We start from the raw sequence: 21904 nt of genomic DNA on the forward strand, positions 1-21904 counted from the left end.
TATTATGACTGAAAAAGTAACTGACGATATAGACGGTGGAGAAACGAACGCACCGGACAGGGTTGCTATCGAAGAAAAGTTACCTTTGACAGCCATTGACATTGAAAGTCAAAAAGACATTGAGGCTGCTCGTTGCCATCCTCTCCGTAGTTTTCAAAAATGGTTTGCTGCCCGTCCAACACCGGTAGCCCGATTGGCTACTATCGCTTCGGTATACCCTGGGAGAATTGACCCGGACGAACTACTACAACTGATGCAAATAGGTCCAAAGGAGATTGATTCTGATATAAGTGACTATGTAGAAAGAAAGTTCGCAGAAAAAAAGAGTAGTGGAACGCTCGATGAGCATTATGGTTATCCGAATCCGAATACCCAATCACCATCAAAAGCCGAACTAAATGAGCTTCACAAAATAGTTCGCGACGGGTGGGGAGGGGACCTTCCTACAATTCTTGACCCCACCGCCGGGAGGGGAATAATCCCGTTTGAATCGATACGTTATGGATTCCCAGTAAAAGCGAACGAGCTCAATCCTGTTCCCAGCTTAATAATGAAAGCAGCTTTGAAATACGCACCTCAAGTTGGGTCACTTGAGCCAGAAGTGTATGAGTGGAGAGACAAGATACACGAAATTGCTAAAGAAAATATTGATGAATATTTCCCGACAGAGGAACCCGGCCGCGAAATATTGAATTGTGCATTCACGTATTTGATTAAATGTAATTCCTGCAAAGGAGAGATTCCTCTTACTGGGAAATGGTGGTTGAACAAAACTACAGATGGTGGTGATGCTGTTAAGCCGATATATCAAGATGGAACCGTCGAATATGAGCATATAAAAGTAGAAAATATACAGGATTCAGAGTATAACGTGAACGAGGGGCCAGTTACGCGGGGGGATGCAGAGTGTCCGCACTGTGGTGTTGTGACGAAAAGTGAGGAAATACGTGAAAAAATCAAAAACGAAAACTTCGAATATAGTATTTATGGTGTGAATTACAAAAACAGGAACGGAGAGCGCGTATTTCGTGCTGGGTCTGAAGTGGACAAAGAGGGGATGAATAGAGCTACCGAGCGACTACACTCCGACTTTGAAATGATGGACTTCCTCACTGAACCTATTGAGGAGGGACTCAACACTAATCAAATTAAAAAATACGGGATGAACGAATGGAGAGATACCTTTACTCCAAGACAGCTGGTTACTCATTATGAATATCTTCAAGCATTCAATAAGTGCAAAGACAAAATCAGAGAAGAGTATAGCAAGGAGAAGTCGGATGCCATCTTAACTCTACTAACATTTTCTGCAAGCCGAGTGATGACATTTAATAACAGGTTAGCTGCATGGCGAGACGCGTACGGAAATGGGGCATATATGTTCTCAGATAATAACTATTCGATTAAGAAGATGGCTGTTGATAACAATATATCTGCACCTCGACATGGATACGTTGGCCAGTCCGACCGAGTTCTTGATGCATACCAAGAGCTATCGAGATTTGTCGAAAATTCGGAATCAAATGAAGTCGAAGTGCTTTCTGGGGATGCAGCGAACCTGACTGATGATATCGAATCTGGTAGCATTAATGCTGCAATCGTTGACCCACCATACTATAGCAGCATTATGTACGCAGAACTATCAGAAATATTTTATGTTCTTCAGAAGGAATATATTCAGGACATCCATCCAGGCCTATTTGATTCTAAACTGCCTAATAAAGATGATGAAGCCGTCGCAAATCCGTCTAGGTTTAGTGGCGTATCTGGGAGCGAAAAATCTAGCAAAGAGCTTGCAAACGAATTCTATGAGCAAAAGATGCAAGAGATATTCTCAGAGATACATAGTCTGCTTAGTTCTGATGGAATAATGACAATAATGTTTACGCATCGTGATATGGATGCCTGGGATACTCTCACATCGGCATTAATTGAAGCTAACTTCACCATTACGGCCACTCATCCAATAAAGACTGAAATGTCGGACCGCGTTGGGTTGCAGGGGAAATCAAGTGCCGATAGCTCGATTCTACTTGTGGGCCGAAAGCGCGATAATGGTTCAAATAATTCTACAAGTCTCTGGGATGATATAAAATCAGATATCGAGGAGGTAGCTAAGAAGGAGGCAGAAGATATTTTCGATTCAGGGTATACCATCTCAAAGACTGATACAGCTATAGCGGCATATGGCCCGACACTTCATCGGTACGCCGAGGAATATCCCGTTGTCAATAAGAAAGGTGAGAAGATTAGACCACGCAAAGCCCTAAGCGAAGCGCGGGAAGCTGTTACAAGCGTCATCGCTGAACGGTTTCTGAATACAGAGGGAGTGTCCGAACTTGATTCACTTACTAGGTGGTATATTCTCACATGGCTAATTTATGAGAATGATACTGTGCCATACGATGAGGGACGACAACTTGGAGTCGCTGCTGGGGTTGATATCGATGATATAAAACAATCCACAAAAATCTGGGGGAAGAGTAGAGGTGATATTCAATTAAAAAGTACAGACGACCGAGTACAGGACATCATTATGCTTCGTGATGATAGTGTCGATAATCCTTCTTCCCGGAAGTATCCAGTCAATCCAAGCGATTATAGATTTACTTACACAATTGATACCGTACATGCTGCCTTACACGTCTATGAGAGAGAAGGTGCCGAAGCGGCATGGGACTGGCTTACCGAAAGAAACCTCAAGTCAGATGATGCATTCGGGGTTTCCGTGACGGCACTTATTGAAGTTTTACCAGAAGACAACAATATGTATAAAACACTTGTTAACCTCATCTCCGGCGAGACCGGCGAGTACCTCGACATCAACGTTGACCACATCGATATGTCTGGCGTTGAACGACAGACCTCTCTCGGTGACCACACAGAATGACACTCCAAGACGTCTCGTGGCGACCGGTGTACGAGAGCGGCTTCGGCCGCGACGAGACGTTGATGGACGCGTTCTACCGACCCTTCCTTAGCGAGGTCGTTCGGTATGACCGGCTCGCAGGCTACCTAAGCCTCCGCAGTCTCGCCAACGCTCTCGAAGGCGTCGACTCTCTGCTGGAAACCGAGGGTCGAGTGCGTGTCATCGCTGGGGCCGACCTACAGGAACGCGAGAAAGGTGCCCTGTTCCCCGATAGCGACGAACCGCTTTCGCCGTGGGTCGAGTCCCAACTCGCTATCATCGGGACGCTCCTTGACCGGGGAGACCTCGAAATCCGGGTTGGTGACCCCGCTCCCGGTGGGGGGATATTCCACCCGAAGCTCGGCATCGGAATCGACGACGCTGAGGAGCCGAACAAGCTCTCCTTCGAGGGAAGCGTCAATGAGACGCTAACCGCGTGGCAACACAACTACGAGCGGTTCAAAGTCCACCGGTCGTGGATGGACGGCGAACGCAAGTACGTCGAAGAGGATGTCGACACCTTCCAACGGCTCTGGGAGGACTCACACCCCTCCGTCGACGTGTACGAACTCGACGAGGCCGCCCAGCAGGATATCATCGACTGGACCGAGACAGACCGCGACCTCGAACAACACGTCGAACGCGTCCGCGAACACTCACCCGAAGCGACCGTCTCTGAAACTGCCGCTGGGAAGGTCGTCTCGGCCGCTGGGCGTACGCCGGGGGGACTGCACCTCGCCGAGGATATCAGCACGCTCGAACAGATATGGCCCCACCAGCGGACGATTTCTGACACGGCGGTCTCCATCTACCCGAACAAACTCCTGTTCTGTGACGAGGTCGGGTTGGGGAAGACCATCGAAATCGGACTGACGCTCTCTCGGCTCGTTCACACTGGTCAGGTTGAGAACGCGCTCCTGCTCGTCCCGGCTGGACTGGTTCAGCAGTGGCAGGACGAGCTATTCAACCGATTCAATATCCACGCCTACTACCACGACCGGGCGTACGACGGAGACTACCTTGTTGGCCCGTTCGGTGGCCCGAACGACCACCGAGTCGAACTGGATGGCTGGCGGCAGGCCGACACGTGGAGTAACACTCCCATTGGAGGGTACATCCGGAACCGCGACGAGCCGAGTGTCATTATCCAGTCGTGGCACACCGCCCGAATGGAAGACAACCAGCCCCACGTCGCTCCCGAGCGCGACGACACGCTCTGGGACCTCACGGTCGTCGACGAGGCCCACAGCGCACGAGAGGAGACACAGCTGTACGACCTGCTCACCAGAGTCGAGTCGGTTTCGGAGTGTCTCTACGCACTCACAGCGACCCCGATGCAGCTGAACGTGGGCGAGCTGTACGACCTGCTCCGGTTGGTCGACTTGCCCGAGTCGTGGGATGATAAGGAGCAGTTCGAGAAGTTCTTCGAGACGCGCCGGGTGCTCGAAGAGAGCCTCAACGAGGTGGAAACGGGCTCTCGGAAGTCGAACCTTGCAGAACAGACGGTTCTTGACTCTGTCCGGAAGGAACTGGAACTCAGTGATGACAAGGAAGGGAAACAGCTCGCCCAGACCCGCATCGAGACTTTCGCCGAGATGCTCCACGACCACATCGATGCCTACCTCGGCTACGACGGCCGGGCACAAGAGCTCGTGGACAACACCGAATCCCTCGGGCTGAAAGAGCGAAAGTCGCTTGAGAAGTTGGTTGGGCTCAGAGAGACATCCTCGCGGTTCGATAACCCCCGCCGTCTCGCCTTCGATTGCGGCGTTGAGGGCTGGGAAGCACTCGTTGAGGCGGCCGAATGGGCGACGCCTGTCCAGTCCCGTATCTTCCGGAACACGCGGTCAGTCTTGGAGCAGTGCAAGGAACTGGGGCTGTTGGAAGACACCGTCCCGAAGCGGTCAGTCGAGACGAAGCGAATCGACCTCGGAGAGGCGAAGCCGCTGTACGACCGGGTCGAGGACTACATCGACGACACTTACGAGGCCTCGCAGAAGGCTCTCACTGGGAAAGAGAAGCTCGCACTCGGGTTCGTCATGACGACCTACCGGCAGCGGCTCACGAGCAGTCTCTACGCTATCAAGGAGAGCCTCAGTCGCCGCATCGACAAGCTGGACGAGGAGGTTGAGGATATGACTGAGGAGGTCTCGCGGCTCAGTGAAGATACGGGAGTGACCGAAGCAACGATAGACGAAGTTGTCGGACAGACATCGCTCGACGCGTACCGGCCGACCGGAGACCTGAGCATCGTAAGCCGCGAGCTCGAAGAGCTTCGTGACTTCATCGACGAACTGGACCGTGCAATCACCGACCCGAAGATTGTCCACCTACGAAACGACATCAAGAGCCTCCGACAGGACGCCCGTGACAACATTGTCATCTTCACGCAGTATCAGGATACGCTCGACCATATTCGGCACACGCTGACCGACACACACCCGAATGTCGGAACCTACAGCGGGTCTGGCGGGAGTCGATACAACGCCGAGACCGACTCATGGGAGATGGTCGGGAAGGAAACCATCAAAAAGGAATTCACCAGCACGGGGGGAACAAATATCCTCATCTGTACGGATAGCGCGAGCGAAGGGCTTAATCTTCAGACGGCGGACGCGCTCATCAACTACGACCTGCCGTGGAATCCGATGCGGGTCGAGCAGCGCATTGGTCGTATCGACCGCATCGGGCAGACAAATCCAGTAGTCAAAATCATCAACTACGCCTACGAGGACAGCGTCGACGGTGACATCTATGAGGAGCTGGAGAACCGGCTCGACCTCTTCGAGGACGTCGTTGGGCCAATGCGTCCCGTCCTCAACAGTCTTGAAGGCGATATCAAGACAGCGGTCATGGACGACGATTTCGGAGATACAGGCGAACAGGTAACCGACCAAGCCGAGCAGCGCGCCGAGGCGGCACAGAGAGAAGCGGAAAATGCGGGCCTTGACGAGGAAGAGGAAGCCGAGGTGACGCGAGAATCGCTCATCCGTAATGCAGGGCTGGTCGGTTGGGGTGATGCTCATCATCCGGCTATAGCGGCAGTCGGCCAGCGTACTCGCGCATATGAGCCTACTGCGAGTCTTGAACTGATGGAGACTCTTCTCACACAGAGCCGAGTGTTAGGCTCGGCCGGCTGGGAGTTCACCGCTCTTCGGAACCACGACCGAGCCGACGAGTACCCCGGAACAGCACGTGGTGCGTACGTGCTGGATGCTCCTGACCAGACTGAAATCGAGACGCCTGAGACCGCCAAAACGACGGCGCAGGCTGAGCTGAGGGGAGCTGACGAAGCGGTGGTTACCTTCGACCCAGCTGTGGCAGAGGAGTTCCCATCTATTCGTCTGTTGCTCCCCGGAGACCCGCTCTTCGATAGTCTCGTCGCAAAGACGACCCAAGGACAAGACTCCGAAGTTGCCTTCGTTTGCGGGTCTCAGGAGGCAGAAAGCGTGACCGTTGAGACAGATTACGAGGGTACTGCTGGTGCTGATGTTGTCCTACCGGCTGTCCAAAATGACTCTCGGGGGAATTTGCCCGAGGGGACATCTTTGCCGGACGTATCAGACGCGAAGCAGACTATCCACAGCTGGTTGACTGAGGAGTGATAAGGGCCTGCTCTGTCGAGACTATTCGTAATTGCCGATGCTTGATTGCGATTGAAGACCGCTCTTCGAGTCGTCTTCGTCCTCACCGACCCATCGGTTGAGGCCCTCCACTACGTCATCACTCACACGAACCTTCGAGGCAGTTGAAGAGGAATCGGGTCCCCAGAGACGGAACACACGACTCCCATTCTGATACTCCTCATATTCCTCTGGCTTCAGGAATACCCAGCCCGGTTCAGTATGTTCGTCAATATCTCGACCGCAAATAAGCGCAGTATCTGGGTAGCCGACTGGCTTTACTGCTATTTCGTAGTTCGTGTGTCTCGGAGGGTGGTCCTGACATCGAACAATTGCCATACTGGCCTGTTGTGTGTCTCGAAAATAAAGCGGTGGGCTTTCGCGACCGAGGAACTACGCTATCGGGCTTTGACTCCAGTGCTCGTCGATGTACTCATTGGCTTCCTGAATGCTGAGTGGCTGGGCCGAGGTGCCTGTTCGGACGTAGAACTGTTCGCTACCGTCTTCCTCGAAGAAGACGGGCTTCGGGCTATCATCTACCCAAATCACACAGACTTCATTACCGTCAACCTCCTCAAAGTTGACGTGAGTATACGCGGTCGCCATCATCTGTGTCAACCGATTCGCGACTTCCTGCCGTAACTGAAGTCCGAACGAATCCTTACCCTTCTGCATTAGGTTGTAGTCTCGTTCGAGACCCTTGACTTCCTTAGTGTCATCTTCGACCCCGATGACGACAGCCCCTCCTTCGGAGTTAGCCAGCGCGGCAATCTCCTTCGCGACTTCCTTCTTCAAGTCTTTGTTCGGCTGGTCACGGTACACATCGTACAGGAACGTCTCTTTGAACTCAATACGGGGGTTTTCGCCCTTGTTGATGAGTTCCTCGGCGGATTCCTTTTCCTTACCCCCGCCTCCATCGATTATCAAATCGTCCATGTAATCGTTGATGGCATCAGCCAAGAGTTCGCGCCTTCTGGCGAGGAAGTCTTCGTAGTTTTCCAGTTTCCACAGCTCGGAGTTGTCTGGGATGAACTGCGACTCAATGGCCTGCGGATGGTCCTCAATGATGTCTGGAAGATAGTCTTCCGGGAGGTCGTCGCCTAATTGTTTGTTGGTGGTAGGCGTCAAGAACGCTCGATTAGCAATCTCGTTGACTAACTTCCGGTGTGTTGAGTTTCCGGAATCGTATTCATCGTACAATTTGCTCTTCGGGAAGATGTGGTGCGATTCCAGTCGGTAGCTCCCTTTGAGTGGCTCGCCGGTCTTCCAGTCGACGGGGTCGTTTGCACGGATGACGGTTCGCACCATATTGTAGAAACGACGGGTTCGTTTCCCGCGGCCTTGGAGGTCTGAGGCTTGCACTTCGATACGGCCCCGTTCATCGCGAATCTCCTGCATCAGATGGTCTGTCGGGGACTCATTGTCCAAGAGAGAAAGGTCATGCTCAACAGTCGTGTCTGAAGAACCACTGTACCGCGTCCACATCATTGCAGCGTAAAGCCATCGCAGGAACTGTGTTTTCTCTTGATGCGAGATTTGCTTGTCTTGTTTATCGAGATAGACGATGAATGGAATCAGAACGTCGCGAGTGTTGATATAGTCGGAGTTCGGGATATGCCCATCATTCTGGAGAACGTTGATTACGTAGTCGAAGACACCTCCATCCTCCGCCAGCTGATTCCACTTAGAGATGAGTTCTTCTTCAGGAATGTCATAGACCTGCTCGTAGGTCATTGTCTCGGTTAGTGTACCTATCATGCACTTCACGTAGAAGTTGAGGTTGAAATCAAAGCCCTCCTCAGCCATTTCAGCCTGTTTAGCCTTCATATGCCGCCGAATATGAGCCCACTCAGCACTCATGTGAGCCAGCGCGAGCTCGGCATCACTCAGGTGTGTACCCTGTGAATTGATTTTATCGAAGAGCTCGATAGCCTGATGAATGTCTGCAGATTTCGGGAGTGTCTCTACCGGGAGGCTCCGTGTCGTGATACTCTGGAGTTGATTCAGCTGCTTACTATACTTCTTAGAGAGTTCTAAGACCTTCTCGGGGTCGTCGCCGAGCTGCTCTTGGGCGATAGAGATTGCCTCGACATCGTCGTTGAAACACTCGGTAACCTTGACCCATTCAGCCCCCTCACGAACCCGTTTGTTAGCAAAGTGGAACTCGCCGCTGTCAACGTTGAAGTAGAGATTTCGAGGGTCGTTGTTGATGTCTTCCTCCTCGTAATAGGGAGGAATCTCGTCCTTGACGAGCATATAGAGGACGGTCAACCGTTGTTGTCCGTCGAGAAGAACCTCAAAGAGAGCATGCTTCTCCTGTTCAATGGCTTCGTTCTTGATTTCCGGGGGACTCTCGGTTTCCCACGTGAGCAGGCTCCCAATAGGGTACTGTTTGAATAATGAGTTCATCAGTTCCTTTGCTTGCGAGTTCTTCCAGACGAACTCACGTTGGAATTCTGGAAGGACAATCGCATTAGACTCGACCCTATCCAGAAGCTTGCTAATTTCCATACGGCAACTTCCAAAGCAGAGAACAAAATACTCTGGGGTGGCGATTATCGCCACTCTGAGAGCAGCGCCCAGACAGAATTTCCCCAGTAGATTTGTACAGGTGTGAGGTCCGGGAATTTCAGCCTATCAACACACCTACGTAGGCGGGATGTGACGACTTGACTATGCCATCAGACGAGGATGAAAATGAATCCGACGATGCAAGCGAATCGGTAGTTGAGAGCGCAGAGGCAGCTGCTATGGCTGGCTTGTCAAATGTCGATTTAGAGGTTAACATACCTGCCGAGACGATAGTTAGCATGTATGAAGCAGCTGACACCGTGAGACAAGCCCGTGATTCAATACGAGAGTCTATAGACTGGACAAGTCTGTATGAAGCAATTGAATCATATTTCGAAGAGATATCAAGGGTCATCGCGAATGATATTAGTGGGCTTGATTCACCCGAAGACTACGACCCCGATGATTTGTCTGTAACGCCTGTCGCTGAACAGCTTGGACGTGAATCATTAGACAATCTTATTGAAGAAATTGAGTCAGGGGGATACAGCGACTTGGAGGAATATCTTGACCGTCTCAAAACCGGTCGTGAGCATTTTGATAACAACTCATACGGGGCAGCTGCCTTCTACTTCATTAGTGTTCAAGACGGTCTGATGTCGATGCTCTGTGACCATTTCGGCTACTCGACTAATGATGATGGATACTATGGTAGGTCAAAGAAAGTTAACGCGTTTGCACAGGCGTACAGTAATCAAGAGTTCCACGGTGTAGAAACAGGTGACGTGATTCCTCCCTACGAAGACTTCTATGAGCATAGAAATGCCATAGTTCACGGCTCTCCATCATCTGCATATCTTGACCAAGACATCGCCGTACTTTCGATGCTGTTCTTGATGTTGACGTTGAATGCAACAGTAGCTGAACTTTCTTAGTACCGTAATGACGTTAGAGTCAAAAGGTCGAAGGGATGGTCTTCGGTGTTGGCGATGATGCTGAAACGGCTAAGGCAAGTGCATCCACACAATCGTCATGGAATCCCGACGGTGCTGAGTAACTGACTTGACCGCTTTCTGTCCTCTCGAACTCGTACATCTCTAGCTCATTGAGGAGTGTGTTTGCAGACGCCGGGACCGTGATACGCCCTGTCTCCAATTCCGTGATGAGATTCTCTATCAGCGTCTGCTTCTTTCGAGATGAGAACCGAATCGGGTCAACTTGGTATCCCGCTCTTTCGATGTCCTCTACGATTTTGTTGTCTCGGGTTCCATCCAGAGCGACGATATGCGGTTCGTAGCGGTCGGCAAGTCGCTCAATGATAGTCTGAATCCTATCCCATGTGGTTTGCTGGACACGCTCGAAAGCGACTACGCGGTCCTCTCCATCTATAACAAGTACAACCGTCCAGTCATCGAAGCGAGCGAAATCAACGCCAATACGGAACGGGGACGCACTCTCACGGACACTGACTGGAAGCGTGTAGTCCTCGACGTTTCGCTCACGGATATCGCCAAATACGCTACCAGTATCATCCACGAAGTGGGCTTGGTATTCCTGTTCGAAGACTCGTTCCGGCATATCCTCTTTCGCGGACTCTATCTCCGAATCAGGGACGTGTGGATTCTGATTGGTTGGAGCCTGCCAGCTTGCAACATCCGGATGGTCAACCGATTTCCCACGCTGAAACCATCGATAGAACCAGTTCCTACCTTTCGGTGTCCCAATCGCAATCATATCCCCGAGTGTGTCTGAGAGAGTCGGGCGGAGTTCGTCTGTCCATGCCCGGTCCGGAACCGAGCCAGCCTCGTCGATGATGAGAAAGTTGACGCCACCACCTCGAAGAGAGTCTTCCCGCTCTGCAGACCGGAATGAGATAGTAGACCCGTTTATTAGCGATATTTCACGCGGCTTCGTTCGTTTCGGGTCATCGGCAAGCACGTCTGGAGAGAGTAACGGCTTCATCTTATCGAAACCAAAATCATTTGATTGTTGGTAGTTAGGGGAAACCCACCAAACCTCCATGTTAGGCTCGCTAAGAGCACGTTCGAGCGCAAGGTGAGCGCACATCTCGCTTTTCCCCCACCGACGTCCACAGGCAACAATTCTGAAGCGCGCGTCGTGGTTCATAATGACGCGCTGTCCATCGTGAGGTTGCCAGAGCGACCGGAGAATGTAGCGGTTCTCGTCAATATCACCACCATCTCCATCTGCAGGACGCGAACCGGATTCAGACCCTGGGTCAGAGGTTTCAGTCATCGTCTATCTCCCCTGAAGTCTCTACCTCAACACCTTCCGGTCCGCTTGTGAATCCGAGCGCCTCGTGGTCGACATGCCCGCCCTCGGTTTTCGGAAGTGGCTCTCCCTCACCATCACGGACGACCTCGTATGCGACGTCAACATTCCTCGACCGCATGTCGACGTCGAGTTCGGACCTTTCGGGCTCGCGGTGCTGTTCACCAATGTCAGCCAACCACTCGTTCCACTCTTGAGCAACATCCCATGCTGCTTTCGTTGCCCGCCAATCATCCTCCGCGAGTAACTCCCGAACGACGTGCTGGTACAACGTTCGGGTGGTGAACTTCGCGTCTGTCCCCAGATGTTCCGTAATCGATTCGCGGAGTCGGTCCATGTCACGCGAGACCGTAGACTCGTGGACATCGTATCTCTCGGCGAGCTCTCGCTGATTTACTGCGGACGGCTCTCCCAATTCAATGATGGTCTGCAAGATATCTGCTCGCCGTTCATGAGCGGTGAAGTCTTTCGGGGGCTTCCCGTCTGGCGGGTCTATGTTTGTGTAGTCGGGTTCTTTCTCTGTCATAGCTTGCACATATTTGCACGTCTCATTGCGGCTAGGACTGAATCAGCCGAGTTTACACTCTTGACGACGCTTGTGGTCCGCAAGCCCCCGGTGACGAGCCGAACGTCCCTCACCGGCCCGTTCACCGCCCGCAGCGGATATACAGACCTGGGCACATACGGTAAAAACGGCTTTGCAGTATTCTCTCCCCTCCGTTCTATTTCGAATTGAACGCCCTCGTAACAGGGAGATGTATATGTACACTTGAAATGTACATGTACATTCGGAGAGGTCCGGCCACACCCATCTCTGCTTCGCTCATTTGTAGAGGTGAATACCCGGGACAAATTCTCTCCGAATACCCCGGAAATAGACGTTCTCATTGACGACCAAAGCTTGTTTACTATCATTCTGATTTGAGGTTTTTGCCGTTTCGTTGGGCTCCCAATAGACGGTATTTAGTTTACTTCTCGGGAAGGTCGAAATGGAAGATGAACCACCGACAAATTTGTGAAAATGGTTCGTCTTCGTTTGCCAGTTGCTGAATAGCCTCCCCTCGTCGGCTCCAGAAATACTCGTCCAAGTCTCGAAGGCTCCATTTTCGCTCCAAGTCATCTATCCGTATGATGCCATCCGGTTCCAATGAATCAGTATGAATTGTCGCTTCGACTATCGGCTTATTATCCTCCGGAGAAAGGCCAACATCGCCGAATTTGCCAAAATTGACGTATACCATCTCTCTATCTCTATCGACATAGGTTATCATGCATTCTTCTTGGTGATTCATAGTTTCTGTAGTGTATTTTCTCTCAGCCATAGTTTCTCTCCGTCACAGCTTGCGTTTGCGGGAAGTAACCGCACACCTTTCGTCAAGCCAGAGGCGAAGTTGGGTCATAGGAGGTCCTCCAGCGAGGATGTCTTCTGGCCTGACGTGTCCGTTGTATCGGGCGTGGCCGCGTCCGCTGCTGCCTCTGATATGGTCCCTTCGCCATCGAGGACCTCCTCAGCACTGAGTAACTGCCTGACACCTTTCTCGACCACGGCCTCAGGGTCGGAATCAGTTCGTTCAGCGTACTCTCGGATGGCCGTCGAGATGTCATGGTCGAACCGGAGCGATAGCTTCAGTGGGTCACGTCGGGCCTTCGCAATCGCGTCATCAACAGACACCCCCGCATCAACATCGGCCTTGATGTCCCGGACATCTTGGCGGGTTAGTTCGTCCTCGGCGACCAACTGAGCCAATCGTTCCCCATCCTCGCCGCCATCAGTGACTCGTCGGATGTCAGCAAGAGTCGTCTCACCCACCGCGTCTGCAAGCTCTTCGCCATCATCGGTCTGTTCTCGGGTATCAACATCAAGTGCGGTCCCGCTCCACTCATCGTTTAGCGGCTCCATCCACGCGCGTATCGTCTCCGACGGAACACCGAGTTCATGTCCGAGGTGTGAATAACTCGGCATCCCCTTGCCACCAATCCGTTGCCAGTACTCCTGAAGCGCTTCACATCGGTCCTTCACAGACACCTCCCGTCGGAACAGGTCCACATTTTCGCTGATACTTGCACGGAGCGCGTCGGCGTCATCGTAGTCGGCGACGAGGACTGAGATAGAGTCGAGCCCGGCCTCCCGAGCCGCCCGCACGCGCCGTTGACCAATTACGACAGTATACCCCGTCTCAGTCCTTCTCACTATCGGTGGCTGGACCACACCGGACTTCTTGATTGATTCAGTGAGGTCAGTGAGGTCCTCAACGTCATTTCGTTCATTCATCGGGTCGACATTGAGAGCATCGGACGAGACACTCTCGACATTCATGAGCCAACCCCCTCGGTGCGTCCGACTTCAGGGGATTCTTTTCGGGAAGCCGTAGCGGCTACGTCCTCTGCCGCCTTGCGGAGTGATGGCGACGGATGCGTTACTGTTCGGAGGCCAGTACCGAAGTACCACGCCGCCTGTCGGACTGCAGCCGCAGTCTTTGTGTTATCGAATCCTACAGCGTCTGCTATATTGCGGTCACGCTCGCCAGCCGCCGCGGCGTCAAGCTCCACATCGCCTACATCCCGATAGGCTGCCCCCGCCGCGAGCACGTCATCTGCCCTCAGTTCAGCCACCGTCGCCAGCGCTTCCGCACCTTCGCTGAGGTAGCTCAAAGGCCGGTTGCTGGCCATGTTCTCTGACCTCTCGTCTGCCCATATCCATGCCTCTGCAGAATTGGCACTCGTGGACTCTGCAGCCTCAAGTGGCATGACGTCCACCTGCTGTCCCCGCTCTCGATTAACCCACCAGTAGTCGTGTAGTTCGCGCCTCGTGGGTAGCTCTTGCGGCGGCCTGAAAAGCACAAGATGTGTATGCGGAACGCCTCGCTCCGTCGGTTCGACAACCGTCACTCCCGGCGGTCGGTCCAACCACCGACGGAGCAACTCGACGTCGTCGAGCAGACTATCAGCAGCGTCGATAATGCTCTCGAAACGGTCGGGAGCCGTCGTCGCCGTCACGAGCACCCCCTTCTGGTATCCCTTTTCCTCAGCTCCGGCGAACGCTGTCCATACCCTATCACGACCGCCCAGCGCTCTCGCTACATCGTTGAACCGCGTCGGCTCCGGCCCACCATCTGTACGCTCCTCACCGAACAGCTTCCCACCAAACGCCTCAACTAACCCTCCCCACGCCCTCGCCGTAGGGAGCGTTTCCCGCCGCGAAAGGTATCTCTCTGCCCGTTCCAATGCCGTCGAATCGTGCTCATGTTCCGTTTTGCCACTCCGGTTATCAAGCACATCTGGAGCGGGCGTGGTCTGAGTCGGAAATATCCAGACAAAATCGGGGTCCCTCTCGCGGGTTTCGTACTCTCCGGGAGCCACCTGAACGGCTATCTTCGATGTCGGCCGCTCGACTTCGTGATGGCGCTCACCGTGCCGTTTGACGAACTGCCAGTCGGCGTCACCCGACTTTACATCGGGACCGAACAGCGTCCGAGTAAACCAGATTACTGGCGCTCCTGCTGGCGATTCCATGAGAAGCCGTTCGAGCGCATCATGGTCTTCAGCCCGAGGAGTCCCTTCCCAGGGTCGGCAAGCGACCTGAGTGGGGGGTCCCTGACACCGGGGGTCAATGGGTTCACCCACGGTTGTTTCGCGAGATGACTCAAACTCTGCCTGCGACTGTTCAGTCATGTCTCGTCACCGTTAAGCAGTGCACGGGCATACTCGGAGACGCGCAAATCATCACGCTCAGCCAGCCGCTCAAGCATCTCCCTGCGCTCCTCAATCGGGTCGCTCATCGCCCCCCTCCGTCGAACGAATGTCGATGACCCATTGTTTCAACCATATCTATCGTTCCGCAGCGTCGGGTTCGAACTGCTCTACCATCTCGTGAAGAACTTCGTCATAGGTACGCTCAACACCCTTCAATTCCCGTATACGGTCTCGGGTTTCTGGGGAGACCGAAATGGTTGTTTGCGTCATATGAGAAGGTCCGACGTCGATAGAAAAATATATTTATTTTTACTACCGAACGTTACGCCAATGCATAACGACTCCACAGATGAGGCTGTACCGGAACCTATTGACCGTCCGACAGGGATTTTAACGGAGAGGCAGAGAAAATGGCTCCTCGGGCAGCTTGATGACGAGCTATCGGCGGAAGCTGAGCGTCAGATGAGTTGGCGTGTTCGTCGGCGTGTCCGTCACGCACTCATTGATTTTACTCTCCTCCAGTGGTTAGATACCACTCATGTCAATCAGATATTTGATGGAGTACATGAGGATGTTGAGGAAGGTGCCGTTGGCCACGATGCAGATGATGAACTAACGAATAGCCTCCCCCATGTATTCGAGTTTTTGATGCGAGGATTTAGATTACGACAAGACCTGTTTGAATGGGCCTTTGAGGCAGGTATTCAGTCAGCTATCATTCAGGGAGCTGTTCGCACTCAAGATGAACTGCCCGTTATGGATGTCACCTTTGACTTTGATATCGAGGGTGTGGTGCCTCTGGATGAACTCGAAAACCGATACGAAGACGAGGAGTTGTTGACGAAAGATGCGCTGATGGCGCTCGTTATCTCTGATACAATCGAATGGGAGGATGCCAGAAGTTATCCATCGATAACAGATAATACGAATGCTCTAAGAAGCATCACCACCGATATTGAGGATACAGTAGATGAGATTGACTAATGATTTTCCTCGGCACGTAACGTCGGAGCCACAAACTCCTCGTTCTAAGAGAATACAGCGCAGGCGACCAATAGTTACCGTCGGTGAGTCGTACTCACAGATAGATTGACGAACTACCTAATAGAAATGCTATTTATATACCCCACCAAGGAGTAAAATCGCGGCACATAGCTGTAAAAGGACTTGAACCCTTTTTATGCAAGCCGGAGGAGGGATTTGAACCCTCGACCTATTCCTTACGAAGGAATCGCTCTGCCAGCTGAGCTACTCCGGCGCGCCTATTCCACCGTGGGAGGATAATCGCAATAAGGGTTGCGAACTACTTCGAGGGACGCGACTACAGGCTATCGTTGCGACGGTACAACCGGATACCCGAGACGACGAGCAGCAGCGCGGCAATCGCGGTTCCAAGCAGGACGCTCGTTCCCATCGACTGGGTGAAACCGGCGGCTTCGTTGAGGGGGCCGTCACCACCGGCGTCGTCGCCGCTGGGAGCGGCGGTGGGTGTCGGCGTTTCCGTTTCGGTATCCGCCGGCGTCGCCGTCCCCTCGGTTCCGGACGTTGTCGGAGTAGGCGTCGGCTGGGTCGTCTGGACCGCGAACAGCGAGAACCCGGGCGTGGTCGCCTCGAAGGTGGACTCGCCACTCTCGGACTCGCTTACCGTCGTTTCGAGGGTGTCCCACTCGCCATCCCCGTCATCGTAGTGATCCAGCGCGACCCGTTCGGGGTCTGCATCGAGCGAGTCGGCATCGGCTGACATGGTGATGGTGGCCGACTCGTTTTCGAGTTCCTCGGGCACGTCGATACTCATCGCCCGTATCATCGTCCCGGGCGTGGCGGGGACGCCCTCGGGGAGTTCTTCGTGGACCGTCACCGTGACGTTGCCCGACGCCCCCTCGGCGAAGGTGATGGAATCGAGCATGCCGATGTCGAACTCGACGGTCGTGCCGGGCTGGTCGGGTGCGGCGTCCTCGATGGGTTGGGTCGCCGTCGCTGCGGCGTTGTCGTCGGCAGTGGAGTCGTCGGTCGAGTCATCCGCAGGGGCGCCACCTCCGCCTCCGCCGCCTCCGCCACCGCCGGAACTCGGGGGCGAGTCCCCGGAGCCGCCGGAAGGACCGGAGTCGTCATCTGCGTTTTCAGTTCCGTCGTCGGTTCCGTCGCCAGTGTTATCGTCGCTATCGTTGCTGCTGTCTTCTTCGCCGTCTTCGCCATCATCGTTCTCACCGTCTTCGCCATCACCGTCGGAGTCGCCATCGTCACCATCGCCGATTCCATCCTCACCACCACCGTCGTCACCACTGCTGTCTTCGTCCTCTCCTTCGTCTCCTTCGTCAGTCCCGGAGTCCGAACCACCGACTGAGACGCTCCCCGCCGACTGGGTCACGTCGTCGCCCCCGGCGTTGGTCGTCGCCGTCAGATTGGCGTCGGAGGCGTTCTCGCCGACATCGAAGGTGAGGCCGCTCTCGTTGGCGCCCTGAATCGTCAGCGAATCGCCCGCGGAACTGTCGCCGTCGACGTCGAGGACGAGCGAGTCCGGCGTCACGTCGGCGACCGTCGCGGTGAAGGAGTCGCTCTCGGAGACGACTTCGACGCTCTGAGAGTCGTTGAACGAGACGCCGTCGCCGCCGGTCAGCGAGACGGTGAGTTGGCTCCCGTCGGCCACCAAGCCACCGTGTTCGTCGGCGACCGTGACCGACACCGGCTGGTCGCCGGTGGTGGCGTTCGTCCCTCGTTCGACCGAGGTGGTCGCCCCCTCGACGGTTGGCGAGCGGACGGACAGGCGGTCGTCGCCGTCAGCCGTCACACGCGTCGAGTCGGTGTTGTTCACGGGGTCGTACTTCACGTCGAGTGCCGCATCGAAGTCGGGGGACTCATCCGCGGTCGCACCCGTCGTATTGAACCGGACGTTCTGGACGGTGAGATAGTCGTCGTGGTCGAGTTGACAGTAGACTCTGAAGAACAGCACGTTGCCTTGGACGTAGGCGTTTCTGGTGCCCGTCGTTTCGGCGAAGTTGTCCCGTCTGCACTGGCTGCTGGTTCGTATTTCGAGGTCGTCGACCGACGAGCGGTCGAAGGTGAGTCGGTCGGCGTAGGCTTCGTCGATGAAGACGCCGACGAACTCGCCCCGTTCGTGAAAGCCGTTGGTTCGGGCATTCTGTGGGTCGGGTTGCAGTGAGAACCCGGTTCCGCCGTCGGGGCCGCCGTCGACGCCGCGCGGGACGACCGACCCGAATCCGGCGGCCGTCATTCGCTCCGGTTGGACCGTCGTGGCTCCGGTCGCGTCCCCGAACGACCACGTCGCCTCGACTGCCGCCGCGTCTGACGTGGCGACGAAGCGGAGTCCGTCGACGGCGATTTCGCTCTCGACTCCGTCGTCGGTGTCGACCGCAATCGAGAGTTTCCGTTCCGACAGTGTCGTCTCAGAGACCGTCGCGTTGGTCGCGGTCACCGAGACCGAACTCGCCTCGGTATCGAACGTCACGCCGCCGTCTTCGGGGAGCGCGAGCGTCGCCGTCCCGTCGGCCGGGAAGCCGTTGGCCTCGTCCTCCGTGAACCGCAACGTCGCCGGCCCGGCATCGGGGGTCGCGATTGCCGGTTGTTCATCCGCCCCAGCCGTCACGCCGACGCTATCCGGCCCCGCCGTCGCCTCCCCGGTGTGTGTCCGGCTTTCGTTTTCGGTCGTCTCCGCCGATTCGGTCGTGTTCTCAGTGCTGTCGGTTCCGTCGCTGCTCGTGTCGTCCGTCGTGAACTCCGACGAGGTGTCGAAATCGGCCGTCGCAGACCCGGCCACCGCGACGGAGCCACCGACGAGCGCACAAATCATCACGGCGACCAACAGCAGCGAACGAACACGCTCCGCGGTTATCGATTCGGTACGCATATTCTGGGGAACCCCTGGTTACTACGACGGTTCTCACATCACACTAAAGGAATTCTGACAAACGCGTCCAAACGATAGCGGACGGTCCACTCAGGGGGAGCGACGAAGCCGCACGTCGAGACAGACGTTGCGCTCGTGGGGGGCGTACGACCGAACGTCGTGTCTCGTTTCGACGGTGACCTCGTAGGCCGGTTCGGCGGCCGCCCGGATTGCCGCCTCACCGGGACCGAACGGGTCGGTGTCGTGTTGGATGTCGTAGTAGTGAATCACACAGTCGTCGCCGGCGAGTTCGACGGCGGTGTCGAGGAACTCGTCGGCGCTGTGTGGGAGGTTCATCACGATTCGGTCCGCCCAGTCGTCGTACCCCTCGACCGTCCGAACGTCACCTGCGATGGCGGTCACGCGGTCTTCGACGCCGTTTCGCTCGGCGTTCCGACGGAGGTACTCGACGGCGGCCTCGTTGAGGTCGACACCGACTGTCTCGGCACCTCGCTTCGCGGCGGGGATGACGAACGGCCCGACGCCGGCGAACATATCGAAGAACTGCTCGCCGGATTCGACCTGTTCGGTGACGCGGTGGCGCTCCGTTGCCAGTCGGGGCGAAAAGAACACGTCTTCGATGTCGAGTTCGAACGCACAGCCGTACTCGCTGTGGACGGTTTCGGTCGTCTCCCCGGCGAGTACGTCCCAGTTTCGAACCCGGAGTTCACCCTCGATTGGCGAGGCGCGGTTGACGACCGTCTCGATGGGCAAATCCGAATCCATGAGCGCGTCGGCAATCTCTTTGGCGCGTTCGTCGTCGTCCTCGTCGATGATGGCTATCTTGCCGAGTCGCCCGTATGAGGGGTCGAAGTCGAGCAAATCTTTCGGGAGCGTCTGGCCCTCTCGAACCGGAGCGTCCCGGTAGACGATGTCGCCGTCGACCCCTGTCGGGTCGAGTGACTCCTCGATGGGAATGTAGATGTCGCCGTCGACGACTTCGATTTCGTAGCCGTCGGCGATAGCGTCCGCTTCGGCGAGTCGCTGTCTAGTTTCTTCGCCCCGCTCGCGGGGAACGCGGACGCACGGAACAGCCATTACGGGCAGTCGGCGGGCGCGGGCGGTAAGCCTGACGTTTCCGCGACCGGCGAACGCGGCGCTTTTGACCGCGGCCCCCCGAACGGGAGTATGCTCACTTTCGTTGGTCTCGGCCTCTACGACGAACGCTCGATTACCGTCGAGGGCCGGGAGGCGATTCGGTCGGCTGACCGCGTCTTCGCGGAGTTCTACACCAGCAAACTCGCCGGCGCGAGCGTCCAATCCCTCGAATCCTACCACGACACCGACATCGAGGTCCGGGACCGCCCCGGCGTCGAATCCGACCCCAGCCCGATACTCGACGCCGCCGAAGACGGCGAGTGCGTCTTCCTCACCGCCGGCGACACGATGATTTCGACCACCCACGTCGACCTTCGACTCCGGGCAGCAGAGCGGGGAATCGAGACCCACGTCGTCCACGGGACGACAGCCGAGGCGGCCGCCGCCTCGCTGACCGGCCTGCAGAACTACCGCTTCGGGAAGGCGACGACGCTCCCGTTCCCCTACGCCCACGGCGCCGACGGTGTTCCGGGCAGCGTCCTCGATACCATCGCCGACAACCGCGAGCGCGGCTTACACACCCTCGTTTACCTCGACATCAAGGTCGGAACCGGACCGTCGGGAATCGACCCCGACCACGAGGAGTACATGACCGCCGACTACGCCGCCGAGTTGTTCGCCGAGGAACTCGGTTGTGTTGGCTGTGTCGTCGCCCGCGCGGGAAGCCCTGACCCGGTGGTCGCCGCCGACCAACTCGACGCCCTCGCGGAGCGCTCCTTCGGCGACCCCCTCCACCTACTCGTGATTCCGGGCGACCTTCACGTCCTCGAACACGATGCGCTATCGACGCTGGCAGGCGCACCGGCGGAGTCGCTTCCCGACCCGGTGTAGAGACGGCGGGTCAGTCGTCGCTGGTCGACTGTTCGGTTACTGCCTCCTCCGTGTCCGGTAGGAGTCCGATTTCCGACGCCGTGTCGCGGTCCTCGCCGGTCGCCATGTACGCCACGTCGTCGATGATAACGAGTAGTTCGGGGAGTTCGCGGATGACGAACCACGCGATACCCACGAGCGCCACGACCGACAGCAACTGGCTGATGACGCTCTCGGCGACGATGTGGGACACCATGTAGGGGTCGGATTCGCCGAACAGCGTCAACAGATAGGGCGTGTAGGGACCGTCGAACCACTGGTGGCCGAAAGCGAGCCCGATGAACGTCGTCCGGATGATGTTGAGGACGTAAATGATAGAGATAGAGACGGCCAGCGCCCGGAGTTTCCGTCCCAACGGCGCCCGGACCGCGGCGATACAGCCGGCGAAGATGGCCATACTCCCCAGTCCCGTACACGCCATGATGATGTTGTAGACGATGCCGGCGTGGTTCGGGTCGGGCGTCTCGAAGTAGAACGCGGCGTGAAAGCCCTCGTATGCCGGCCGTTCGGGGCCGATGGGTTGCAGCGTCGGGTCGTAGCCGAGCAGCGACATCAGCGACGCCGTCTGGCTGGCGACGTGTTCGACCAGCAGTTCTCGGACCAGCGGTATCGTCTCCGCCGGGAGGTAGATGAGGCCCATCACCGCCACGGCCCGCGAGAGGACGAACAGCGAGTCTCGTCCGTCGACGAGCAGGTAGCCGGCATACAGACACGCCGGCACCCCGACGAGAGCGAGTAGCGCCTCGACGAAACTGTTCTGCTCGAAGAAGAAAAACGGCGCGAGCAACAACCAGAAGACGGCGAACAGCCCCCACGCAGCGCCGACGGCGTAGCGTGCGAGGTCCGGACGCCATCGCTCGGCGAGAGTGCCGCCGCCGAACAGCGCGATGAGAACCCACGCAAGCGGGTCCGTCACCGCCAGTACGTCGAAGGGGAGCATCTATGCGTACCGACCGGAAGGGACGGTGCGGTAAAATCCTTGTTGGCCCATGTCCGACTCGTGCC

The 21904-nt window shown here is 55.9% G+C and carries 16 protein-coding genes and 1 tRNA gene; 5 read left to right on the plus strand and 12 right to left on the minus strand.

Going from position 1 to position 21904, the window contains the following annotated elements:
* Window positions 1–4 precede the first annotated feature (4 nt).
* Both NMP98_RS06320 and NMP98_RS06325 read left to right on the plus strand, forming a co-directional pair.
* Window positions 5–2890, plus strand: coding sequence for a DUF1156 domain-containing protein (locus NMP98_RS06320; protein ID WP_254860688.1), 2886 nt, complete (start codon window positions 5–7; stop codon window positions 2888–2890).
* Window positions 2887–6513 (plus strand): DEAD/DEAH box helicase, encoded by a 3627-nt coding sequence (locus tag NMP98_RS06325; protein WP_254860689.1) that lies wholly within the window; start codon window positions 2887–2889, stop codon window positions 6511–6513. The genes NMP98_RS06320 and NMP98_RS06325 overlap by 4 nt, the downstream gene beginning before the upstream one ends.
* Before the next feature lie 21 nt (window positions 6514–6534).
* On the opposite strand, the gene NMP98_RS06330 is transcribed toward NMP98_RS06325, so the two are convergent.
* Window positions 6535–6870: a hypothetical protein gene (locus NMP98_RS06330; protein WP_152024095.1), complete on the minus strand. Its 336-nt coding sequence runs from the start codon at window positions 6868–6870 to the stop codon at window positions 6535–6537.
* Between the two features lie 54 nt (window positions 6871–6924).
* Complete coding sequence (locus NMP98_RS06335) at window positions 6925–9042, minus strand: GmrSD restriction endonuclease domain-containing protein (RefSeq protein ID WP_254860690.1); 2118 nt, start codon at window positions 9040–9042, stop codon at window positions 6925–6927.
* Window positions 9043–9206: 164 nt separating this feature from the next.
* On the opposite strand from NMP98_RS06335, the gene NMP98_RS06340 reads away from it, so the two are divergent.
* Window positions 9207–9977 (plus strand): hypothetical protein, encoded by a 771-nt coding sequence (locus tag NMP98_RS06340; RefSeq protein ID WP_254860691.1) that lies wholly within the window; start codon window positions 9207–9209, stop codon window positions 9975–9977.
* A gap of 19 nt (window positions 9978–9996) precedes the next feature.
* Here the strand turns inward: NMP98_RS06340 and NMP98_RS06345 are convergent, their stop codons facing one another.
* From NMP98_RS06345 to NMP98_RS19650, 6 genes are all read right to left on the minus strand, one after another.
* The gene (locus NMP98_RS06345) at window positions 9997–11298 is read right to left on the minus strand and encodes a phage terminase large subunit (protein ID WP_254860692.1); all 1302 of its coding nucleotides are present in this window, start codon (window positions 11296–11298) and stop codon (window positions 9997–9999) included.
* Window positions 11291–11860, minus strand: coding sequence for an HTH domain-containing protein (locus NMP98_RS06350; RefSeq protein ID WP_254860693.1), 570 nt, complete (start codon window positions 11858–11860; stop codon window positions 11291–11293). The genes NMP98_RS06345 and NMP98_RS06350 overlap by 8 nt, the downstream gene beginning before the upstream one ends.
* Window positions 11861–12302: 442 nt before the next feature.
* The gene (locus NMP98_RS06355; protein ID WP_254860694.1) at window positions 12303–12656 is read right to left on the minus strand and encodes a hypothetical protein; all 354 of its coding nucleotides are present in this window, start codon (window positions 12654–12656) and stop codon (window positions 12303–12305) included.
* A gap of 74 nt (window positions 12657–12730) precedes the next feature.
* Entirely contained in the window at window positions 12731–13651 is a 921-nt protein-coding gene (locus NMP98_RS06360) for a ParB/RepB/Spo0J family partition protein (protein WP_254860695.1), read from the minus strand.
* The gene (locus NMP98_RS06365) at window positions 13648–14847 is read right to left on the minus strand and encodes a replication endonuclease (RefSeq protein ID WP_254860696.1); all 1200 of its coding nucleotides are present in this window, start codon (window positions 14845–14847) and stop codon (window positions 13648–13650) included. Before NMP98_RS06365 ends, NMP98_RS06360 begins: the two co-directional genes overlap by 4 nt.
* A 315-nt stretch (window positions 14848–15162) precedes the next feature.
* A complete protein-coding gene (locus tag NMP98_RS19650) occupies window positions 15163–15297 on the minus strand; it encodes a DUF7557 family protein (RefSeq protein ID WP_497007561.1) in 135 nt (44 codons plus the stop codon).
* Between the two features lie 60 nt (window positions 15298–15357).
* Between NMP98_RS19650 and NMP98_RS06370 the strand changes: the two genes are divergently transcribed.
* Window positions 15358–16011, plus strand: a complete 654-nt coding sequence (locus NMP98_RS06370; RefSeq protein WP_254860697.1) for a DUF8102 family protein — start codon at window positions 15358–15360, stop codon at window positions 16009–16011.
* 201 nt (window positions 16012–16212) lie between these two features.
* On the opposite strand, the gene NMP98_RS06375 is transcribed toward NMP98_RS06370, so the two are convergent.
* The 3 genes from NMP98_RS06375 to NMP98_RS06385 form a co-directional block, all read right to left on the minus strand.
* Window positions 16213–16285 (minus strand) — tRNA-Thr (locus NMP98_RS06375).
* A 63-nt stretch (window positions 16286–16348) separates the two neighbouring features.
* Window positions 16349–18892: a PGF-pre-PGF domain-containing protein gene (locus tag NMP98_RS06380; RefSeq protein WP_254860698.1), complete on the minus strand. Its 2544-nt coding sequence runs from the start codon at window positions 18890–18892 to the stop codon at window positions 16349–16351.
* A gap of 90 nt (window positions 18893–18982) precedes the next feature.
* Window positions 18983–19969, minus strand: a complete 987-nt coding sequence (locus tag NMP98_RS06385; protein ID WP_254860699.1) for a class I SAM-dependent methyltransferase — start codon at window positions 19967–19969, stop codon at window positions 18983–18985.
* 90 nt (window positions 19970–20059) lie between these two features.
* On the opposite strand from NMP98_RS06385, the gene dph5 reads away from it, so the two are divergent.
* Window positions 20060–20860: a diphthine synthase gene (gene dph5, locus NMP98_RS06390; RefSeq protein WP_254860700.1), complete on the plus strand. Its 801-nt coding sequence runs from the start codon at window positions 20060–20062 to the stop codon at window positions 20858–20860.
* Window positions 20861–20870: 10 nt separating this feature from the next.
* Here the strand turns inward: dph5 and artA are convergent, their stop codons facing one another.
* Complete coding sequence (gene artA, locus NMP98_RS06395) at window positions 20871–21839, minus strand: archaeosortase A (RefSeq protein ID WP_254860701.1); 969 nt, start codon at window positions 21837–21839, stop codon at window positions 20871–20873.
* Window positions 21840–21904 lie beyond the last annotated feature (65 nt).

It is taken from the genome of Natronomonas gomsonensis (genome assembly GCF_024300825.1).
Lineage (GTDB): Archaea > Halobacteriota > Halobacteria > Halobacteriales > Haloarculaceae > Natronomonas > Natronomonas gomsonensis.

Bases quoted from the DNA above. Each gene is read 5' to 3' on its own strand.
- NMP98_RS06320 (WP_254860688.1), top strand. From the start codon at position 5: ATGACTGAAAAAGTAACTGACGATATAGACGGTGGAGAAACGAACGCA.
- NMP98_RS06325 (WP_254860689.1), top strand. From the start codon at position 2,887: ATGACACTCCAAGACGTCTCGTGGCGACCGGTGTACGAGAGCGGCTTC.
- NMP98_RS06330 (WP_152024095.1), bottom strand. From the start codon at position 6,870: ATGGCAATTGTTCGATGTCAGGACCACCCTCCGAGACACACGAACTAC.
- NMP98_RS06335 (WP_254860690.1), bottom strand. From the start codon at position 9,042: ATGGAAATTAGCAAGCTTCTGGATAGGGTCGAGTCTAATGCGATTGTC.
- NMP98_RS06340 (WP_254860691.1), top strand. From the start codon at position 9,207: ATGCCATCAGACGAGGATGAAAATGAATCCGACGATGCAAGCGAATCG.
- NMP98_RS06345 (WP_254860692.1), bottom strand. From the start codon at position 11,298: ATGACTGAAACCTCTGACCCAGGGTCTGAATCCGGTTCGCGTCCTGCA.
- NMP98_RS06350 (WP_254860693.1), bottom strand. From the start codon at position 11,860: ATGACAGAGAAAGAACCCGACTACACAAACATAGACCCGCCAGACGGG.
- NMP98_RS06355 (WP_254860694.1), bottom strand. From the start codon at position 12,656: ATGGCTGAGAGAAAATACACTACAGAAACTATGAATCACCAAGAAGAA.
- NMP98_RS06360 (WP_254860695.1), bottom strand. From the start codon at position 13,651: ATGAATGTCGAGAGTGTCTCGTCCGATGCTCTCAATGTCGACCCGATG.
- NMP98_RS06365 (WP_254860696.1), bottom strand. From the start codon at position 14,847: ATGGAATCGCCAGCAGGAGCGCCAGTAATCTGGTTTACTCGGACGCTG.
- NMP98_RS19650 (WP_497007561.1), bottom strand. From the start codon at position 15,297: ATGACGCAAACAACCATTTCGGTCTCCCCAGAAACCCGAGACCGTATA.
- NMP98_RS06370 (WP_254860697.1), top strand. From the start codon at position 15,358: ATGCATAACGACTCCACAGATGAGGCTGTACCGGAACCTATTGACCGT.
- NMP98_RS06380 (WP_254860698.1), bottom strand. From the start codon at position 18,892: ATGCGTACCGAATCGATAACCGCGGAGCGTGTTCGTTCGCTGCTGTTG.
- NMP98_RS06385 (WP_254860699.1), bottom strand. From the start codon at position 19,969: ATGGCTGTTCCGTGCGTCCGCGTTCCCCGCGAGCGGGGCGAAGAAACT.
- dph5 (WP_254860700.1), top strand. From the start codon at position 20,060: ATGCTCACTTTCGTTGGTCTCGGCCTCTACGACGAACGCTCGATTACC.
- artA (WP_254860701.1), bottom strand. From the start codon at position 21,839: ATGCTCCCCTTCGACGTACTGGCGGTGACGGACCCGCTTGCGTGGGTT.